We start from the raw sequence: 16,378 nt of genomic DNA, 5'->3' as shown, positions 1-16,378 counted from the left end.
GGTCGCTCTAAGCAGCTTCCGCGGCAGGCGGCCCCCATGCCACCGCCGCCGGAGCAGCGGAGCCCGACGGGCCGCGCTCCCGGCCCGGTGACCAGCTGTCAGGTGGTCGCCAGAGCGAACATTGCGGTCAGTCGCTGGCCGAGCCGATACCGAAATAGCTGGCATTGATCAGACCGGGATCCGCCGCAAGGGTAGCGGCGGTACCGGTGAACACGATTCGGCCCCGGTCGAGGATGTAGGCCCGGTCCGCGGCGGCGAGGGCAAGCGACACGTGTTGCTCTATCAGCAGAATGCCGGTGCCGCGTTCGTCCGCCAGGCGCCGCAGGACCGCAAGCAGACTCGACGCGAGATCGGGCGCAAGGCCGGAGGAGAACTCATCGACGATCAGCAGCTTCGGCTGCCGCGCCACAGCGCTGGCCAGCGCGACCTGCTGCCGCTCTCCCCCGGAGAGCTCGCCGCCGGTCCGGTCGAGCAGCGGGCGCAGCGCCGGGAAACTCGCCAACGTCCGCTCGATCTGGCCGCCGGGCCGTCGACCGACCGCGAGGCGCAGGATCTGGCGGACCGTCAGCCCTCGCAGAGGCGTCCCGCCTTGAGGGGACACTGCCAGTCCACGGCGGGCAAGCCTGGCCGGGCTCGGGCGGCGGGCCGGGTGACCGAGGACGCTCACCCGGCCGTCAAACGGTGTGAGCTGCCCGGAAACCGAACGGATGAGCGTTGTCTTGCCGGCGCCGTTCGGCCCGAGCAACGCGACGATCTCACCAGCGTGGACGTCGAGCGTGACCTCGTGCATCACGGGCAGGCGGTCATACCCACTCGTAACCCCTTCAAGGGCAAGCACCTTGTGCTTGGACGGCTGCGTGGGCACGCGAACGGCCGTTGCCGGTGAGCCGCCGAGATACACCTCGCGGACCTCGGGGCGGTCCCGGACCGTGGCCGGTGGGCCATACGCCACGACCCGTCCAGCTCCCAGCACCACAACGTCGTCGCAGGCCTCGAAAACCAGCTTGATGTCATGATCAACAAGAAGAATCGCGTAGCCACGTTCAGCCAGGCGACGCAACCGAGTCGTGAGCGTGGCCCGCGCCGCCGAATCCAGACCCGCCGCCGGCTCGTCCACGAGCAGCACCTGGCCGCCCGCTGCCAGCGCGCGGCCGAGCCCGACAGCGAGGCGCTCGTCGTGTGACAGCGTCGCGGGGAGTTGGTCAGCGAGCATGCCAAGCCCCAGCGCCACGGCCGGCTCGGGCCCGGCTACCGCGAGATTCTCGGCAACGGACAGGTCCTCGAACAGTTCCAGGGACTGGAAGGTACGCGTGAGGCCACGCCGGAACCGCTCATGCGGCGGCATCGAGTTCAGCACCGTCCCATCCAGCACGATCTGGCCGGCGCTGGCGGGAGTGAATCCGGTGACCGCGTCTATCAACGTGGTCTTGCCCGCTCCGTTCGGCCCGATCAGCCCGGTGACCTTCCCCGCGGACAGGGTGAACGACACATCATGGACGATTTCGACCTTGCCGTAGCTGACGCACAGCCCACTGACGCTCAGGCGAACCGGGTCCCCGGTCATGCGCGTGCCTCGGCGGGTATCCGCAGGCGCACCGCAGGCTGGCGCGGATCGTACGCGAGCCCCTCGGGACGCAGCACGACGAGCACCATCAGGGCTACACCGCACAGCAGCGACTGGTACCTCGCGAGGTCAATAAGACGATCAAGAAGAGTGAACACCACGCCGCCCGGGGCCAACAGGCCCCCCAGCACCGCGCCGCGCACACTCATCACCCCACCGACCGAAGCGATCGCCAAAAAGAACAACGAGGCGAACACCCCGAACGAGTCGAACGAGAGCCGCCCCTGGCCGTAACCGATCAGGCAACCACCGAAGCCGGCGATCCCGGCGGAAATGGCGGAGGCGAGCAGCTTCGTCCGGGCGGCGTCCACACCGACCGCGGACGCCGCCCGCTCATTTGAGCGGACGGCGAGCATCCGCAGCCCTGAGGTGGACGCACGCAACCGAGCCACCCCGAAGGCGCATAGCACGAATACCGCAAGGGTGAGCAGGCCGTACTGCACCCGTGGGTATCCGGCCCCGGCAACACCGAGATCAATACCGAAAACCTTCGGGGCCGGGACAGCTGATCCGGCAAGACCACCCGTGATCAGCGGATTGGCGAAGACCATTTCCTGAAAGGCCACGCCCGCGGTGAGTGTCACCACGGCGAGGTCCACGCCGCGGATCCGTCGAGACAGGACCCCGAGCAGCAGGCCCGCGACGGTCGCAGCCCCGGTGGCAAGCAGCGGGGCGAGCGGAAACGGCACGCCGAGGCCGCCCTGCAGCCTCGCCAGCAGGAAACCGGCCACACCTGCCAGCGACATCTGCGCGAGCGAGAGCTGTCCGGCGAACCCGGTCAGCACCACGAAGGACAGGCACACGACCGCGCCCGCGAGACTGCGTTCCAGACCCAGCCGGTAGGAGCCGGAGAGCAGTACCAACGCGAGCACCCCGGCCGGCACGACCACATAAAGATCATGTAGTGGACGTCCCGCCGGCTCGGCCCGGGGCAGTCTCGCCGCCGTTGGTGCCAGGATCTGGTCCCGGCCCGGTATCAGCTGGCCGCGGGTGAGCGCGATGGCGATGAGAAAAAGCAGCGGGAACAACGACCGGAGCCCAGGTTGATCAAGCCATGAAACGGAATGCTGAAGAGGAAGAAGAACCGACTGGACCATCCCGAGCAACAACGCGCCGACGATGGTGGCGCCGAACGACGACAGGCCGCCGAGCAATGCTGCGGCCAGCGCGGGTACGATGAACAACGTGTACGTGGACGGGCTCAGCACACTGATCGGCGCCACCAGTATTCCCGCGAGCGCGCCGAGGACGGATGCCGCCACCCAGCTGGTAGCCGCAACGACTTCAGGCCGGTAGCCGAACTGAGCCGTGGCCTCGTCGGACTCGGCGACCGCCCGGGTGGCGAGCCCCAGCAACGTCCACCGGGATACCGCCCACATCACTATGCCGACCGTGGCCACCAGCGCGGCAAGCAGCGGGCGGTCAGCAGGTACGTTTTCCCCGAACAAGGAGAAAGAGGTCCGTGGCAGGACGGAGTCGATGAACCTGTTGTCCGAGCCGAACTGCAGTACCGCCAGCGCCTGCAGGGCGATCATAAGGCCGACCGAGGCAACCAGCGTCAGCACGGGCGGCGCGTGCCGTAGTGGCCGAAATATGAGAAAATAGACAACGAGCCCGCCCAGGGCAGCCATAGCGAGCGACACTGTCAATGCCAGCGCAAAAGAGGGGCTATCAGTGAGATGAACACGGGGAGGAAGGCCCACGACGGGGAGGACGAGGTCTCCGACGTCTCTGAGCTCGGCATACTGATAGGTGACATACATCGCGAACGCGGCGTGCGCGACATTGACCACACCTGAAGCGCGGTGTATCAACACCAGCCCGAGACCCAGTGCCGCGTAGACCGCACCGGCACCCAGTCCCAGGACCAGTGCCGCGACATACGTGGGCACAGGGCTCTCCAATCCAGCATGGCGGTCTGTTGTGGGCCAGAGCAGTGTAACTTCTGTGAATATGACGCTGTCCCGTCGTGCTGTCGTAGCCGCGGTCACGGCTGCCGTGGTCCTGTCCGTCGTCCTTGCCGGGTGCACGAGCCGGCGCGGCGGAGGCCCCGCCGGTCCTGGCCGGACCAACGGTGGGTCCGCGAGCCAGTTGAGTGGACCGCCGGTCAAGTTCGGCTTCGTCTCGATGGAGAACACCCCGCTCGGGTCGTTTCCCGAAACCCGAATCGCAGCCCAGGGGGCCGTCGCGTACGCCAACGAGGCTCTCGGCGGAGTTCACGGCCATCCTGTTGAGCTCGTCCCCTGTGTGACGAACGGCTCTCCCGAGTCGTCCCAGGACTGTGCCAACCGCCTCGTCGCTGAGAAACCCGTCGCCGTGGTCGGCGGCGTGGACCTCGGCACCGAAGCCGCCATGGGGCTCTACGAACGCGCCGGGATTCCCTATGTCAGCGGCTCACCCCAGCTGAGCGGGGAGCTGAGTTCCCGCACCTCGTTCTCATTGACCGGCGGCACACTCACCGACCTGCTCGGTATCACCGAGTACCTGACAGCCACCAAACATCTGAAAAAGGTCCACGCGCTGTACGCGGACCTGCCCGGACTACTCACCGCCGCGATTCAGGGCTCCGAAAAAATCCTCCGCGCCAGGGGCGTGTCGGATATCCAGCTGGTGCGGGAGAAGGTTGATACGGCTGACTTCGCACCAGCCGTCAGCCAAGCCGTCTCCGGCGATCCGGACGCAATCGTCGTCGTCTTCCCGGCCCAGTCCTGCGCACGAATAGCCCAGGTCGCGGGAACGCTCCAGATCAAGACGCCGATGTACTTCGTGGGCTCCTGCGCCTCCCCCACCGTGCCGCGGGCCGCCGGGCCAAGCGCCGGAAACCTCTACTTCGCCTCGGCTTATCTGCCGTTCGGCACCGCCGGCGGCGACCAGGACGCCGAGGCATTCCGAGCACGGCTTCCCGAGACCCAGCGATCGCCGTTGTCGCAGGCGTCCTTCGCGACTGTCCTGGTTGTCCGATCACTGCTCGCCGAGATGTCACAGACGACTTCCACCGACCTGACAGCCGCCTTCAGGACGACGCGGGACCATCCGAACGTCATGGCGCACCCGTTCACCTGCGACGGAACAGCGATAAACGTCTTCCCGGCGGTCTGCAACACAGCGATACGCATCCTGCGGTGGTCCGGCAACGGCTTCGCGGACGTCAGCGACACCTGGGTGGATGGGCGTGAACTCATGAAACTCATCACCTGACCACCGATCAACCATCACGATCAACCATCACATCGGCCCGGCGAACGCGGATGTCGACGCCAGCCCGGCCAGCCATCAGCCGAGATCAATGGCTGGTGGCGCTGGGCCAGCGGAGCCGGGCCAGCAGACCCGCGCCGGGGGCAACAACCACTGACAGGACGAAGATCCCCGCGGCTGTGAGCACGATCGCGCCTCCTGCCGCGACGCTCCACTGCTGACTGACCGCGAGCCCGATCACGCCGCTGGCGACCCCGATGGCGATTGCGACGGCGGTCATCGCCCCGACTCCGCCGCACCACAGCCGGGCGGTGGCGGCCGGGGCCACGATCAGCGCGACCGACAGGATTGTTCCCACGGCCGGCACCGACGTGACGATCGTCATCTCAATCAGCAGCAGGAAGACGAGATCAAGCCGACCGGCTGGATAACCGGCCGCTACCATGGCGTCGCGATCAAAGGCGCCAAAAACTATCTCCTTGCCCAACAGCGCAAGGACCATGACGACGACGGCGGCGGTGACGGCCGTAGTGACCAGAGCATCCGGCTGCACGGTGAGAATGGAGCCAACGAGATAGGCGGTGAGGTCCCTGGTGAATCCCGCCTGCGCGGACAGCAGCAGCACCCCGAGCGCGAAGCCACCGGAAAGCACGATGCCGGTCGCGGTCACATTGTCACCGCGCGTCGACAACGCGGCGACGGCAAGGACGACGAGGACCCCGAACAGCGCCGAACCCAGGTAGAGGTTCACGCCCGCGATCGCCGCGAGCACCACGCCCGGGAAGGTGGCGTGCGTCATCGCCATCGTGAAAAAACTCAGCCGGCGCAACACCACGTGTACACCGATAACGCCGCACAACGCACCGACGAGCACGGCTTCGATCAGCGCACGGCGGGTGTAGGAGTCCGCCAACAGCTCAGAAAAAATCATCACATGCCCGTCCCCGCCGTCGGACCGGTTGGCGTGCGGGGACCATCCGGCCGCTCGCCCGACGCCTGCGCATCCACCAGCCGCCCCCGCGTCCAGCGCCCTCGCGCGAACCGGCTGAGTGGGCCGGCCCCGAGCGCGAACAGGTAGCACATGACAAGGGCAAGCACGACGGTCGCGCCCGAAGCCAGCCGTACCCCACGATTGATCGAAGCCTCGTAGCTCGCGGCAAGCCCCAACCAGCCACCGGACATACCGACTGTGATCGCCGTTCCGGACACGATCACCAACCGGTCGGACAGCAGCCGGGCCGTCGCCGCCGGAACGACGAGAAGGGCAATGACGAGAATCGTCCCGACAGCCTTGACAGCCGCGACGACAACGATGGCGATGACAAGGTTGAGGATGAGGTCCAGCAGACCGATGCGGTAGCCCATCGCCCGCGCCGCAAGCGGGTCAAACGCCCGCAGGAGCAGCTCCTTACGCAGCGCCAGAAGCACCACGGACACCCCCACGGCCACGACCGCCGTCTGGGTGAGCTGCGTGGAGTCGATAGTGAGGACGCGGCCGAACAAAAAAGCCGTCAGGTCAGCGGTGTACGAACGCCGACGCGAGACGAACACGACCCCCAACGCGAAGAACGACGTCAGCAGGATGGCGAGCGCGGCATCCTGGTTCACTCGCCGGTTGGCCGCCAGCACGGTGAACAGCACCGCGGACAACAGCGCAAAGGCGAGGGCCCCTGGCACGATACCTGACTCTCCTGACAGCAGGTATCCGATAACCACTCCAGGGAAAACGGTGTGCGTGAGCGCGTCGGCCAGGAAAGCCAACCGTCGCAATACCACGAAAACACCGACAACACCGGCCATAGCGCCGAGAAGCAGTACCTCGATCAGTGCCCGCTGCATGAACGGGAGCGTGAACGGTTCGACGAGCAGCCTGTTGACCATCACTAGCATCCCGTCACAGCCACCTCATGCATGGGCGACGATGACGCTGTCGCCAGCCAACGCAAGAGCGGCTCCGCCGTAGGCGGCACGAAGCCTGTCCGGGGTCAGCGTGGCCGAAATCGGGCCGAACCCGAACTGGTGCCGGTTGAGCAGACAGACGTCGTCGCAGGCAAGATGCGCCAGTGACAGATCATGGGTGCTGACGACAACCGTGGCGCCGGCCTCTCGCAGTTCGCCGAGCGCGCGCAACAACGCTTCCTGCGAGACTGTGTCCACGCCGTTGAACGGCTCGTCCAGCAGCAGCAGCGTGGGCTGCTGAGCTATCGCCCGCGCAAGCAGGACGCGTTGGCGCTGCCCGCCCGACAACGTGCCGAACCGGTCGGCGCCCCGGTGCGCGAGCCCTACCGCCGTCAGGGCCTGCGTGGTGATCTGCCGGTCGGCGCGGCCAGGCCGGCGCACCCATCCGATCTTTCGATACCGGCCCATCAGCACGACCTGGTTGACCGAGACCGGGAACTCGGGATCGAGCGCGTCCGCCTGCGGGACGTAGGCAACGTCGCGCCGGGCGCCGGCCGGCGTCCGGCCGAGCACCTGAATCGACCCGTCAACGACCGGGACAAGCCCGAGTACCGCCTTGATCAGAGTCGATTTGCCGCCGCCGTTCGGCCCTATGAGCGCAACCGTGCGCCCCGCCCGCACCACGCCGTCCACATTCTCGACAGCCGGTACCCGGCCGTAAGCGATACTGGCCCGATCGAAAACCACCGCGGCCGGACGGTCGCCGTCGGCCTCCGCCGCGCCTCTCCCGGCGGCACCGAGCTCCACCTGTGCCCTCATCTCAACGCCCCGACGATCGTTCTGGTGTTGTGCTCTTCCATCCGCAGATAGGTCTCGCCGTCCGACCCCTGTGGGCCGAGCGTGTCACCGTACAGAGCATCCTCGCCCGCCACCACCTTGACGCCAGCCTCCCGACCGATTGTCTGGGCCGTGTTCGGCGGTAGCGACGACTCGGAGAAGATCGCCTTCGCGCCGGTCTTCCTGATCTCACTAACAAGATCGTCAACATCACGGCCGGACAGCTCCGCGGACGTGTCGAAGCTCGGGATGATCGACCCGACAAAGGTCAGCTGGTACCGGTCAACGTAGTAGCCGAACGCATCGTGGTTGGTCACGAGTTTGCGATCGGCTGGGGGCAGGGAATTGATCTGCCGCATGATATCCGTGTCAAGGGCGTCGAGTTTGCCAGCGTAGGCGGCGAAATTGGCCTGGTAGGCCGCGGCACCGGCAGGGTCCTTGGCCGCGAGCGCCTTCTCGATACCGGCCGCCATGATCTTAACGTTCAGTGGGTTGTGCCAGATGTGGGGGTCCCCCTCTTTCTCCTCATCACCGTTGCCCGGCCGGATCTTCACCCCCTGGCTGGTGTCGACCCGATCGCCTCTGAAGCCCGCGGAGGAGATCACACCGTCGAGCCATTTCTCCAGGCCGACGCCGTTGGCTACCAGGATGTCGGCCTCGCCGATCGCCTTCACGTCCGCGGGCGAGGGCTCGTAGTCGTGCGGGTCGACGTTGGGCCTGAGGATCTGGGTTACCCGCACCCGGTCACCGCCGACGACCCGGGCGAAGTCCGCGACCTGGGTGGTAGTCGCCACCACCTTGAGCTTTCCGGACACCGTGGCGGCCCCAGAGCCGGCATCCCCACCGCCAGTGGCACAACCAGCGAACAACATGGCAACGACGGTGAGGCCGACGCCTCCGGCCGCAAGACGGACCGAGGTCATACGCAAAGGGAACTCCAGCATGAAGGCGATGATTGCCTTGATGAAAACGGTTCCCGGTTCGGATGTCAAATTATGATGTGCCCGTTCTCGGGCGCAGCGGTCAGGGCGTGTCCGGCTCGCCGCCGTCCACCGCACTGGGCCGATCCGTGGCGGACCCCGTCGCACGATCAGATCGATCATGATCGTCAATGAGGCCGCTGAACGCGGCAAGCCCGCCGAAGGCCCTCGTCAGCTCACTCGGAATGATCCAAATCTTGTTCGCGTCGCCTTCCGCGAGGCGCGGCAGAGTCTGCAGGTACTGGTAGGCGAGAAGCTTGCGGTCCGGGTTGCCGTCGTGGATCGCCTGGAACACCGTGGTGATGGCCTGGGCCTCGCCCTGCGCCGCGAGGATCTTCGCTTCCCTCTCGCCCTGAGCCCGCAGGATCGCGGCCTGTTTCGCGCCCTCAGCACGCAGGATCTCGCTCTGCTTGACACCCTCGGCAGACAGGATCGCAGCCCGGCGGTCCCGCTCGGCGCGCATCTGTTTTTCCATCGAGTCCTGGATCGACGGTGGTGGCTCAATCGCCTTGATCTCCACCCGGTTCACCCGGATACCCCACTTACCGGTTGCCTCGTCAAGGACACCGCGCAACCGGGTATTGATTTCATCGCGGGAGGTCAGGGTCTGCTCCAGGTTCAAACTACCGATTACGTTGCGCAACGTGGTGACCGTGAGCTGCTCGATCGCGCGAATGACATCGGCAATCTCATAGATGGACGCCCGCGGGTCGGTAACCTGAAAGTAGATGACCGTATCGATACTGACGACAAGATTATCCTCGGTGATCACCGGTTGCGGTGGAAACGTCACCACCTGTTCACGCAGGTCGACACGTTCCCTGATCCGGTCCACCACCGGGATGACGATGGCCAGGCCCGGGCCCAGCGTCCGGTGGTAGCGACCGAGACGCTCGACCACGACCGCGCGGGCCTGCGCTACCACCCGCACGGATCTGGCAAGGAACACCAGCAGCACCAGTACGACGACGGCGGCAGCGATCAACCCAGCCATCAGGACCACCCCGTTGCCACGTGTAAGAGCGCCCGAGGATAGGGCGTTCGATCGGTGAGCGGCTCATCCGCGCCCGGTCCGGCAAGGCGGCGGAGGAAGGCGCCTTGGTGGTGGGCGCCGGCTGACGACAACGCGGCCGGGCGGGATGCGGGGAGCCGCGAGCCGGACAGTCCTGTCCTCGGGCGCTCTAAGCCCGGCATCGTCATCACGTCGGCGCCTCCGGTCTTCCTACGTCCACAGCTCGGCGGGATGGACGATGGCCGTCGCGCCGTCAATACGCAACACCCGGACAATGCTTCCCGGTTGGAGCGCATGGCCCGCGACCGGCATGCGCGCCGACCACACCTCACCGCCGATCTTGACCCGACCACCGTTGCCGTCGACGGGCTCCAGCACGATCCCGGTTTTTCCGATCAACGCATCCACGCCCGTCGCGATGCCCGGCGGCTGGATCAGATGGCGCCTGGCAACCGGCCGCAGCCCGAACAGAAGCGCGACAGAAGCGGCCGCGAACGCCGCGAGTTGCGCGACGGAACCGCCACCGACACCCGCCACGACAGCGGCGACGAGGGCCGCGATCGCGGTCATTCCGAGGATCAGAGCGAGTGTCAGCAGCTCACCGGCCCCGAGAACCCCGGCGATCATCAACCACCAGAGCCACGCTGACATACTGTCATCGTAGGCACCGTGCGACCTGTTGTGAACGACTTGTTGTGAGCGTGGAACCCGGGGCCAAGGCGATATCAGGATGTGGCGAGCAAGCGGCGTACAAGATCTGTGTCGGCGGACCGGCGCAGAAGATACTCACGGACCTCTCCGGCCGCCGCGTGCACGACCCGCCCGGTGATGTCACCGGCCTCAGGCGAGGCGAGCATCGTCACCACCCGGGACACGTGCTCAGGGGCGAGATCGAGCCCAGCCGAAAGACCGGCGTCGAGCACTCCCGCCGACATCCGGGTACGGGCGCCCGGCGAGATCGCGTTGACCGTGATGCCGTACCGGGCGCCCTCCTTCGCCGTCGCCATGGTCAGCCCCCAGATCGCCGCCTTGGCCGAGGAATAGGCGACCGCGTCGGACATCCGCATGTCCAGCGCGGCCTCGGAAATCGTGTTGATGATCCGGCCGAAGCCCTGGGCGCGCATGTGCCCGAACGCGGCTCTCGTCGTGCCGACGCTGCCTCTGACATGAACGGCGAACACCCGATCGAGGGCGTCCTCGGTCAGCGCCTCGACCCCCGCAGTGTCAACGATCCCGGCGTTGTTCACCAGGATGTCGATCCGCCCGAACACGTCTCGTGCCCGCTCCACCGCGGCCGCGGCGCCAGCAAAGGCTGATATGTCGGATATATCCGCCAAAGCACGACCGCCAGCGGCTGTGATCTCGGCAACCAGGTCGCTGGCAACCGGATCACCGCTGGTCAGACCATCGAGGCTCGCCCCGACGTCGTTGACGACCACCGCGGCACCGGCAGCGGCCAGCAACCGCGCGTGCGCGGCGCCCAGCCCTCGTCCCGCTCCGGTAACCAGAGCGACCCGTCCTGTCAACATGCTCTCATCGTCTCGACCTCGTGTGTGCCGCGCCTGGGCGCGGAGCCCTTTGATCCGGCCGGGCCGCCGTTCGCGGCCCGGCCGGTGCTGCGTCAGGATGGGTTGAACACGTTGATCGACTGCCCGTCGAACAGCGGGACGCGCTTGCCATCCTTGAGTTCCGAGAAGCGCACGTCGGTCGTGAAGATCCGGTTATCCGGGGAGATGACCTGAACCGGCTTGGCGAAGTTCACCTTCGGTAGCGGTGAGTAGTCAATATCACCGGCGGTGTTGAGCGCCTGGGCCAGGCTCTCGCCATCGACCGTTGTGATCTTGGCTGCCAGCTCGGCTACCAGGTGGGTCGTCCCCCACATGATCAGACCCTCGTCGGTCAGCTCGTTCGCGGGCGTGCCATTGGCGACGGCCTCGTCGTGGAACTTCTTCACCGCGGGCACGCTGGTATCGGTCACCGCGGGGTTCTGCGCAACGAGGACCACACCGGTGGCGACCGCGCCCAGCCGATCGATCCCCTTCTGACTGACCTGGCTCGAGCCGTAGGCCACGGTCTCGTTGTTGCCGGACTGGCGCAGTGTCTGGGTCAGCCGCTCGAAGCCGGCGCCGCCGAGCACGACATCGACGCAGTCAGTGCCGCTGAGGCTGGCCGCGTAGGTCGTGTAGTCAGTGGCGGTCGGCGGAATGAAGACGTTCCTGGGAGGCGGCAGGTTGTACGGCTTGAGGCCCAGGCCAACCAGCGAGGCGGAGTTACGGCCGGCCGCGAGGTCGACGATGGCCGCGGCGGGGGTCTTCCTGCCGAGCTTGCCGCAGGCGGTTCCACCGCCCGCGACCTCGATGACGCCGGAGATGAACGGGTACGAGTACGGGCTCTTCAGCTCGCTGGCGCTGTTCGGGATCTGACCGACCACGGGGATCTTCCCCTTCTCCAGGATCGGCATGTACCGGTCACCGTTCGCGGAAGTTCCGGTGACGAACAGGTACTTGCCGGCGACCGCCTGGTTCGCGCAGTCAGCGGCCTTGTTCGGGTCGAACTGATCGTCACAAACGGTAACCTGAAGCGGCCGGCCCTTGATGCCACCCGCCTTGTTGATCGCGGTAGCGGCGGCGTTCACGGCCGGCGGAATGTCGCTAAACGCCTCCGATGGTCCGGACAGCGCAGTGATGACCATCATCCTGATCGGCTCACCAGGCAACTGACTGCCTGTGCTCGCACTCGCCTCAGGCATGTTCCCGGTCGAGCCGCTCCCACATGCCGCCAACGTAAGCATGCCCGCCAAACTTACGGCAATAAATAACTTTCCGCGCACATTCCAGTTCCTCCTGTGATTTAGATGATAAAAAGTGGCTTTCTGTATTAAAAAATTAACCATGGAGTCACCATCAGGATGATTCCGGGCGGCCCGCCGCTGCCGCAGCCAGCCGGCGAAGTCGGACAAGATCTACGAACTCGGGCCCATCACCCCTAAGACCTTAAATGGACAATAATTTATCTAAATGCGATCTTTTTGAAGGTAGCCGTCACGTCCAGCTGCTCACGCACACCCCAAACCCTTCCCCCACACGCCGAGGGCACCACAGTGCGGGGATGCCGCGCTGTGCTGCCCAGCCCTGGCCCTGGCCCTGGCCCTGGCCCTGGCCCTGGCCCTGGCCCTGGCCCTGGCCCTGGCCCTGGCCCTGGCCAGGATGGTCGTCGGCGATGGCCGCTACCCGGCGAGAACCGGCGGGAGCTCGAGCATGCGGATGGCGTTTGTCCGGACTATCTTCTCGATATCAGCGGCAGGAATATCCCGCATTGCCTGTTCGGCGTAGCCACGGGTGTTCGGCCAGGTGGTGTCCTGGTGCGGGTAGTCACTTTCGAAAGTGATCTGGTCTACGCCGATGGCATGACGGCTGACAAGCCCGAAGTCATCCTCGAAAAAACACCCGTAAACCCGGCCGGCCACATAGCTGCTGGGCGCCTCCGTCATTTCTGGCGGCAGCCCGGACGCAGCATTACCCATACGCCAGACCCGGTCGGCGCGTTCGAACAGGTACGGCATCCACCCGATCTGGCTTTCCGAGAAAGCAATCTTCAGGGTGGGGAAACGCGCGAGTACGCCGGACAGCAGCCAGTCCGCCATCGCCATCTGGGAGTTCACCGCGGTGATCGCGATCCGCACGCTGGTCGGCGCGTCCGCCGAAGTGGTGAGGAACTGCGAGGACGAGCCGATATGCATGCATATCACGGTCGCGGTCTCCTCGCAGGCCCGCAGCAGCGGATCCCACCGCCGTTCGGCATCGTGCAGGCTTGGCAGGCCAAGCTTTGCCGGAAGTTCACTGAAAGCGACAGCACGCACACCACGAGCGGCGTTTCGGCGCACCTCGGCCGCAGCGAGCTCGACGTCCCACAACGGGATCAGACAGAGCGGGATAAGCCGGCCACCGCTGTCGCCGCACCACTCCTCGACCATCCAGTTGTTATAGGCGTGCACACACGCCAACGCGAGCTCCTTGTCCTTGGCTTCGTAGAAAGTCTGGCCGCAGAACCTGGGGAAGGTCGGGAAGCACAGGGACCGTTCGACATGATTCACATCCATATCGACCAGACGTGCCGCCGGCTCGTAGAATCCTGGCCGCATCTGGTCGTACCCCACCGGTTCCTTACCGATCTCCTCCGGTTTCAGGCCGGCGGACGCCATTCCCGCGACCACTGCGTACCGGAGGTCCTCGTACACCCACCAGTCGGTCTCCGGGCCGCTCGTGGCCATCCGAAACGGCCAGCCGTTTGCCGGGACCATCTCGTACGGCGCACGTACCACCCGTGGGCCCGCCTCGCGGTACCTGCTGGGCAGCCAGTCCCGCCACAGGTGCGGCGGCTCAATCACGTGGTCGTCCACGGAAATGATGGCCGGAATGTCAGTTGTCATCGAACCTCCGCTGCAGTTTCATGGGTGGCCACCTCGTGACCGGCGCGGCCGGCCACCGGCCCGCTGGAAGATCGGGAACCGGTCGTGGGGCCAGCGGCCGACCAGGCCCGCGAGTGTGGCCCGGTCAGCCCCGTACCCCGCGTGGCAACACCATCGAGGCTCCCATTCATGATCAATTCATGATCCTGACGTACACATAACCGACAGCCCGACCGACCAACAGCTCCTGGACGGACGGAGGGTCAGCTGGCATCGAGAACTAAAGCAGTTGTGCCAGAAGATGAAAAGAGCTGGAACGGCCCGGACGGCCCGGCGATGCCGGCGACCGCCCACGTCAGACTGGAAGGGTGACCGTCTCGACCAGCACCGGCGACCGAGGCCGCAACGGGCGACGCGGCAGCTACGACCGCGGCAGGATCACCCGTGATGCCCTGATCGCGGCAGCTGAACGCCTGTTCGCGGAACGAGGGCTCGACGCGGTGTCGCTACGCGAGATTGCGGCCGCCGCTGGCAGCCACAACACCGGAGCGGCGCAGTACCACTTCGGCAACAAGGAGCAACTCCTCGAAGCAATCTTCGAACATCGCGCGACCGTGCTCAACGCACGCAGATCGGTACTACTCGCTCAGGCCGCCGGTGCCAGCGACGCGACCACGCGACCGGCCGGCACGGACGCGGAGCGCCGAGCCGAGATGGCGCGGGTGACGGCGCAGCCGACAGCCATGGTCCAGGCCACAGTCGGGGCCATCGTGCGGCCGTTGGCTGAGCTGGTTGGTCACGGCCAGTACGTCAGTTTCCTGGCCCGGCTGCAGGCCGACCATGCGCGCGACCATCGCATCCGCCGGCCGGACAACCTGACGGACACCACGTTTCGCCAGGCCCGGGACATGCTGTGGCACGCCCTTCCCGCCCTGCCGGAGCCGGTGTTCCGGCGACGCTTCAACCTTGCCATGCGGATGGCCATCGCCGCGCTTGCCGACTACGAACGAGCCCACCCCAACGAAGCGCACGTCAACGCCGCCGAGCGCCCCGCAACCGCGCCCGCCGACCGCGGCCTGGCCGTCCCGCTCTCGGCCGAGAGACTGGACGATCTGGTCACAGACCTGATCGAGGCCATGTCCGGGATGCTGGCAGCCCCGTCATCCCGGCACGGCCAGACCCCCGGCCTGGGCGGCCCTCCTGCTCCGCCGGCCGACAGCACGGCCATGGCCGACAGACCGACCGGACGCTGAAATCAGCTCAGCGATGCCCGGGACACCGCTGACGGCGTCCGTGGTCAGGCGACAGCGTCGAAGGACCCGAGGTCGGCGGCGGCCGTGACACACCGTCGCAGGTTGGCACTGATCAGGGCTGGGCCGTGATGGGTGGGAGGTGTCATCACCCAGCCCACCACCACCCCCCAAACGATGTTCTGCCGGTACAGCAGCCAGGCATCATCGGCGCTGGGGGGCACGACACCGTGGCGACCGAGCTCGTCCAGATAGCCGGCGATGAGATCCCGCTCAAGGGTCCGCCGCCGCTCGGAGTCGAGTGCGGTCACGATCAGGTAGGAAACATCGTGCGCCCAGTTGCCAGCCTTACAGAACTGCCAGTCCAGCAGGCCGCCCCCCGTCGGCAGCAGATAGGTGTTGGCGACATGAGCATCGCCGTGCAGCAGGCACCGCGGTTCTTTCTCCATAAGATCTTCAAGCTTCCACAGCGCCGCCCAGAGCTCATCGTTCGGACGCCCCAGCGCAGCCACGATCTCGGCTTTCCAGTCGAGCTTCAACTGCTTGTCGAAGATTCGTCGGCCGGTGCTTCGGAAGAACTCCGTGGTTTCCCCCGAGCCCGGTGTCTCCAGCCATGGGAAGGCCTGCTGAAGACCAGGACTTGACCAGTAGTGAGCGTGGACCTTGGCGAGTTCGGCGAGCAGTGCGGCGACCTGGTCAGAACTCAGCGACCCGAGCGCGTTGGGGTATGTCGCTCCCCGCAGCGAAAGATCCTCGATCAGCACCACGAACTGCCCGGTCTCCTCGTCGAGCTCACCGGCGAACAGCCGGGGCGCCTCCACGTCCAGGCGGGTGCGGACCTGCCGATAGAAGCCGATCTCGGTGCGGTACATGGCCGGTGAGGCCCGCGGCAGGCCCTGCTCATCCCCACTGACCAGCAGGGTCTTGAGAAACATCCGTGGCGGCAGCCCGGCGTCACGTCCCGGGGCGTACCGTAGCCCGAGCGTCAGGCGATCCGCGGTCGACGCCTTCTCGCCGGTAGCCGTGGCGACACCAACCCGGGCCGCCCCGATCAGATCAACCCCGTCGACCACGACCGTCGGATGGGCCTCACGCAGCAGAGCGGTCAGCATCGCGGGAGTGAGATCCTCGACCGACCTGGGTAAGTTTGCCATGCGCGATTCTGGCACAGAT

General features: G+C 66.4%; 14 protein-coding genes. 2 read left to right on the top strand and 12 right to left on the bottom strand.

What is annotated here, in order from left to right:
• Positions 1-127 precede the first annotated feature (127 nt).
• The gene (locus MJ797_RS00145) at positions 128-1,564 is read right to left on the bottom strand and encodes an ABC transporter ATP-binding protein (protein ID WP_239328686.1); all 1,437 of its coding nucleotides are present in this window, start codon (positions 1,562-1,564) and stop codon (positions 128-130) included.
• The gene (locus tag MJ797_RS00140; protein WP_239328677.1) at positions 1,561-3,516 is read right to left on the bottom strand and encodes an ABC transporter permease; all 1,956 of its coding nucleotides are present in this window, start codon (positions 3,514-3,516) and stop codon (positions 1,561-1,563) included. The genes MJ797_RS00145 and MJ797_RS00140 overlap by 4 nt, the downstream gene beginning before the upstream one ends.
• A 61-nt stretch (positions 3,517-3,577) precedes the next feature.
• On the opposite strand from MJ797_RS00140, the gene MJ797_RS00135 reads away from it, so the two are divergent.
• Positions 3,578-4,822: an ABC transporter substrate-binding protein gene (locus MJ797_RS00135; protein ID WP_239330158.1), complete on the top strand. Its 1,245-nt coding sequence runs from the start codon at positions 3,578-3,580 to the stop codon at positions 4,820-4,822.
• Between the two features lie 85 nt (positions 4,823-4,907).
• Here MJ797_RS00135 and MJ797_RS00130 read toward each other — a convergent pair whose 3' ends face one another.
• The 9 genes from MJ797_RS00130 to MJ797_RS00090 all read right to left on the bottom strand — a co-directional run bounded on the left by MJ797_RS00130 (position 4,908) and on the right by MJ797_RS00090 (position 13,976).
• Positions 4,908-5,750 carry a metal ABC transporter permease gene (locus MJ797_RS00130; protein WP_239328667.1) on the bottom strand — a complete coding sequence of 281 codons (843 nt, stop codon included), beginning with the start codon at positions 5,748-5,750 and terminating at the stop codon, positions 4,908-4,910.
• Complete coding sequence (locus MJ797_RS00125) at positions 5,750-6,700, bottom strand: metal ABC transporter permease (RefSeq protein ID WP_239328657.1); 951 nt, start codon at positions 6,698-6,700, stop codon at positions 5,750-5,752. The genes MJ797_RS00130 and MJ797_RS00125 overlap by 1 nt, the downstream gene beginning before the upstream one ends.
• 24 nt (positions 6,701-6,724) lie before the next feature.
• Positions 6,725-7,537 (bottom strand): metal ABC transporter ATP-binding protein, encoded by an 813-nt coding sequence (locus MJ797_RS00120; protein ID WP_374581050.1) that lies wholly within the window; start codon positions 7,535-7,537, stop codon positions 6,725-6,727.
• The gene (locus tag MJ797_RS00115) at positions 7,534-8,499 is read right to left on the bottom strand and encodes a metal ABC transporter substrate-binding protein (RefSeq protein ID WP_239328629.1); all 966 of its coding nucleotides are present in this window, start codon (positions 8,497-8,499) and stop codon (positions 7,534-7,536) included. Before MJ797_RS00115 ends, MJ797_RS00120 begins: the two co-directional genes overlap by 4 nt.
• 79 nt (positions 8,500-8,578) lie before the next feature.
• Positions 8,579-9,529 (bottom strand): SPFH domain-containing protein, encoded by a 951-nt coding sequence (locus tag MJ797_RS00110; protein ID WP_239328627.1) that lies wholly within the window; start codon positions 9,527-9,529, stop codon positions 8,579-8,581.
• 228 nt (positions 9,530-9,757) lie between these two features.
• Positions 9,758-10,198, bottom strand: coding sequence for an NfeD family protein (locus tag MJ797_RS00105; protein ID WP_239328617.1), 441 nt, complete (start codon positions 10,196-10,198; stop codon positions 9,758-9,760).
• 74 nt (positions 10,199-10,272) lie between these two features.
• Positions 10,273-11,076, bottom strand: coding sequence for an SDR family NAD(P)-dependent oxidoreductase (locus MJ797_RS00100; protein WP_239328599.1), 804 nt, complete (start codon positions 11,074-11,076; stop codon positions 10,273-10,275).
• A gap of 92 nt (positions 11,077-11,168) precedes the next feature.
• Positions 11,169-12,242 (bottom strand): ABC transporter substrate-binding protein, encoded by a 1,074-nt coding sequence (locus MJ797_RS00095; protein WP_239328590.1) that lies wholly within the window; start codon positions 12,240-12,242, stop codon positions 11,169-11,171.
• 531 nt (positions 12,243-12,773) lie between these two features.
• On the bottom strand, positions 12,774-13,976 hold the full coding sequence (locus tag MJ797_RS00090) for an amidohydrolase family protein (protein ID WP_239328588.1): 1,203 nt from the start codon (positions 13,974-13,976) through the stop codon (positions 12,774-12,776).
• 347 nt (positions 13,977-14,323) lie between these two features.
• Between MJ797_RS00090 and MJ797_RS27160 the strand changes: the two genes are divergently transcribed.
• Positions 14,324-15,208 carry a helix-turn-helix domain-containing protein gene (locus tag MJ797_RS27160; RefSeq protein ID WP_305039646.1) on the top strand — a complete coding sequence of 295 codons (885 nt, stop codon included), beginning with the start codon at positions 14,324-14,326 and terminating at the stop codon, positions 15,206-15,208.
• 44 nt (positions 15,209-15,252) lie between these two features.
• Here MJ797_RS27160 and MJ797_RS00080 read toward each other — a convergent pair whose 3' ends face one another.
• Complete coding sequence (locus MJ797_RS00080) at positions 15,253-16,359, bottom strand: ecdysteroid 22-kinase family protein (RefSeq protein ID WP_239328586.1); 1,107 nt, start codon at positions 16,357-16,359, stop codon at positions 15,253-15,255.
• Between the last annotated feature and the right edge of the window lie 19 nt (positions 16,360-16,378).

Source organism: Protofrankia sp. CiP3, from assembly GCF_917627345.1.
Classification (GTDB): Bacteria; Actinomycetota; Actinomycetes; order Frankiales; family Frankiaceae; genus Protofrankia.
The sequence above is the reverse complement of the archived record's forward strand: the minus strand, read 5'-3'. Positions and strand labels throughout refer to the sequence as shown.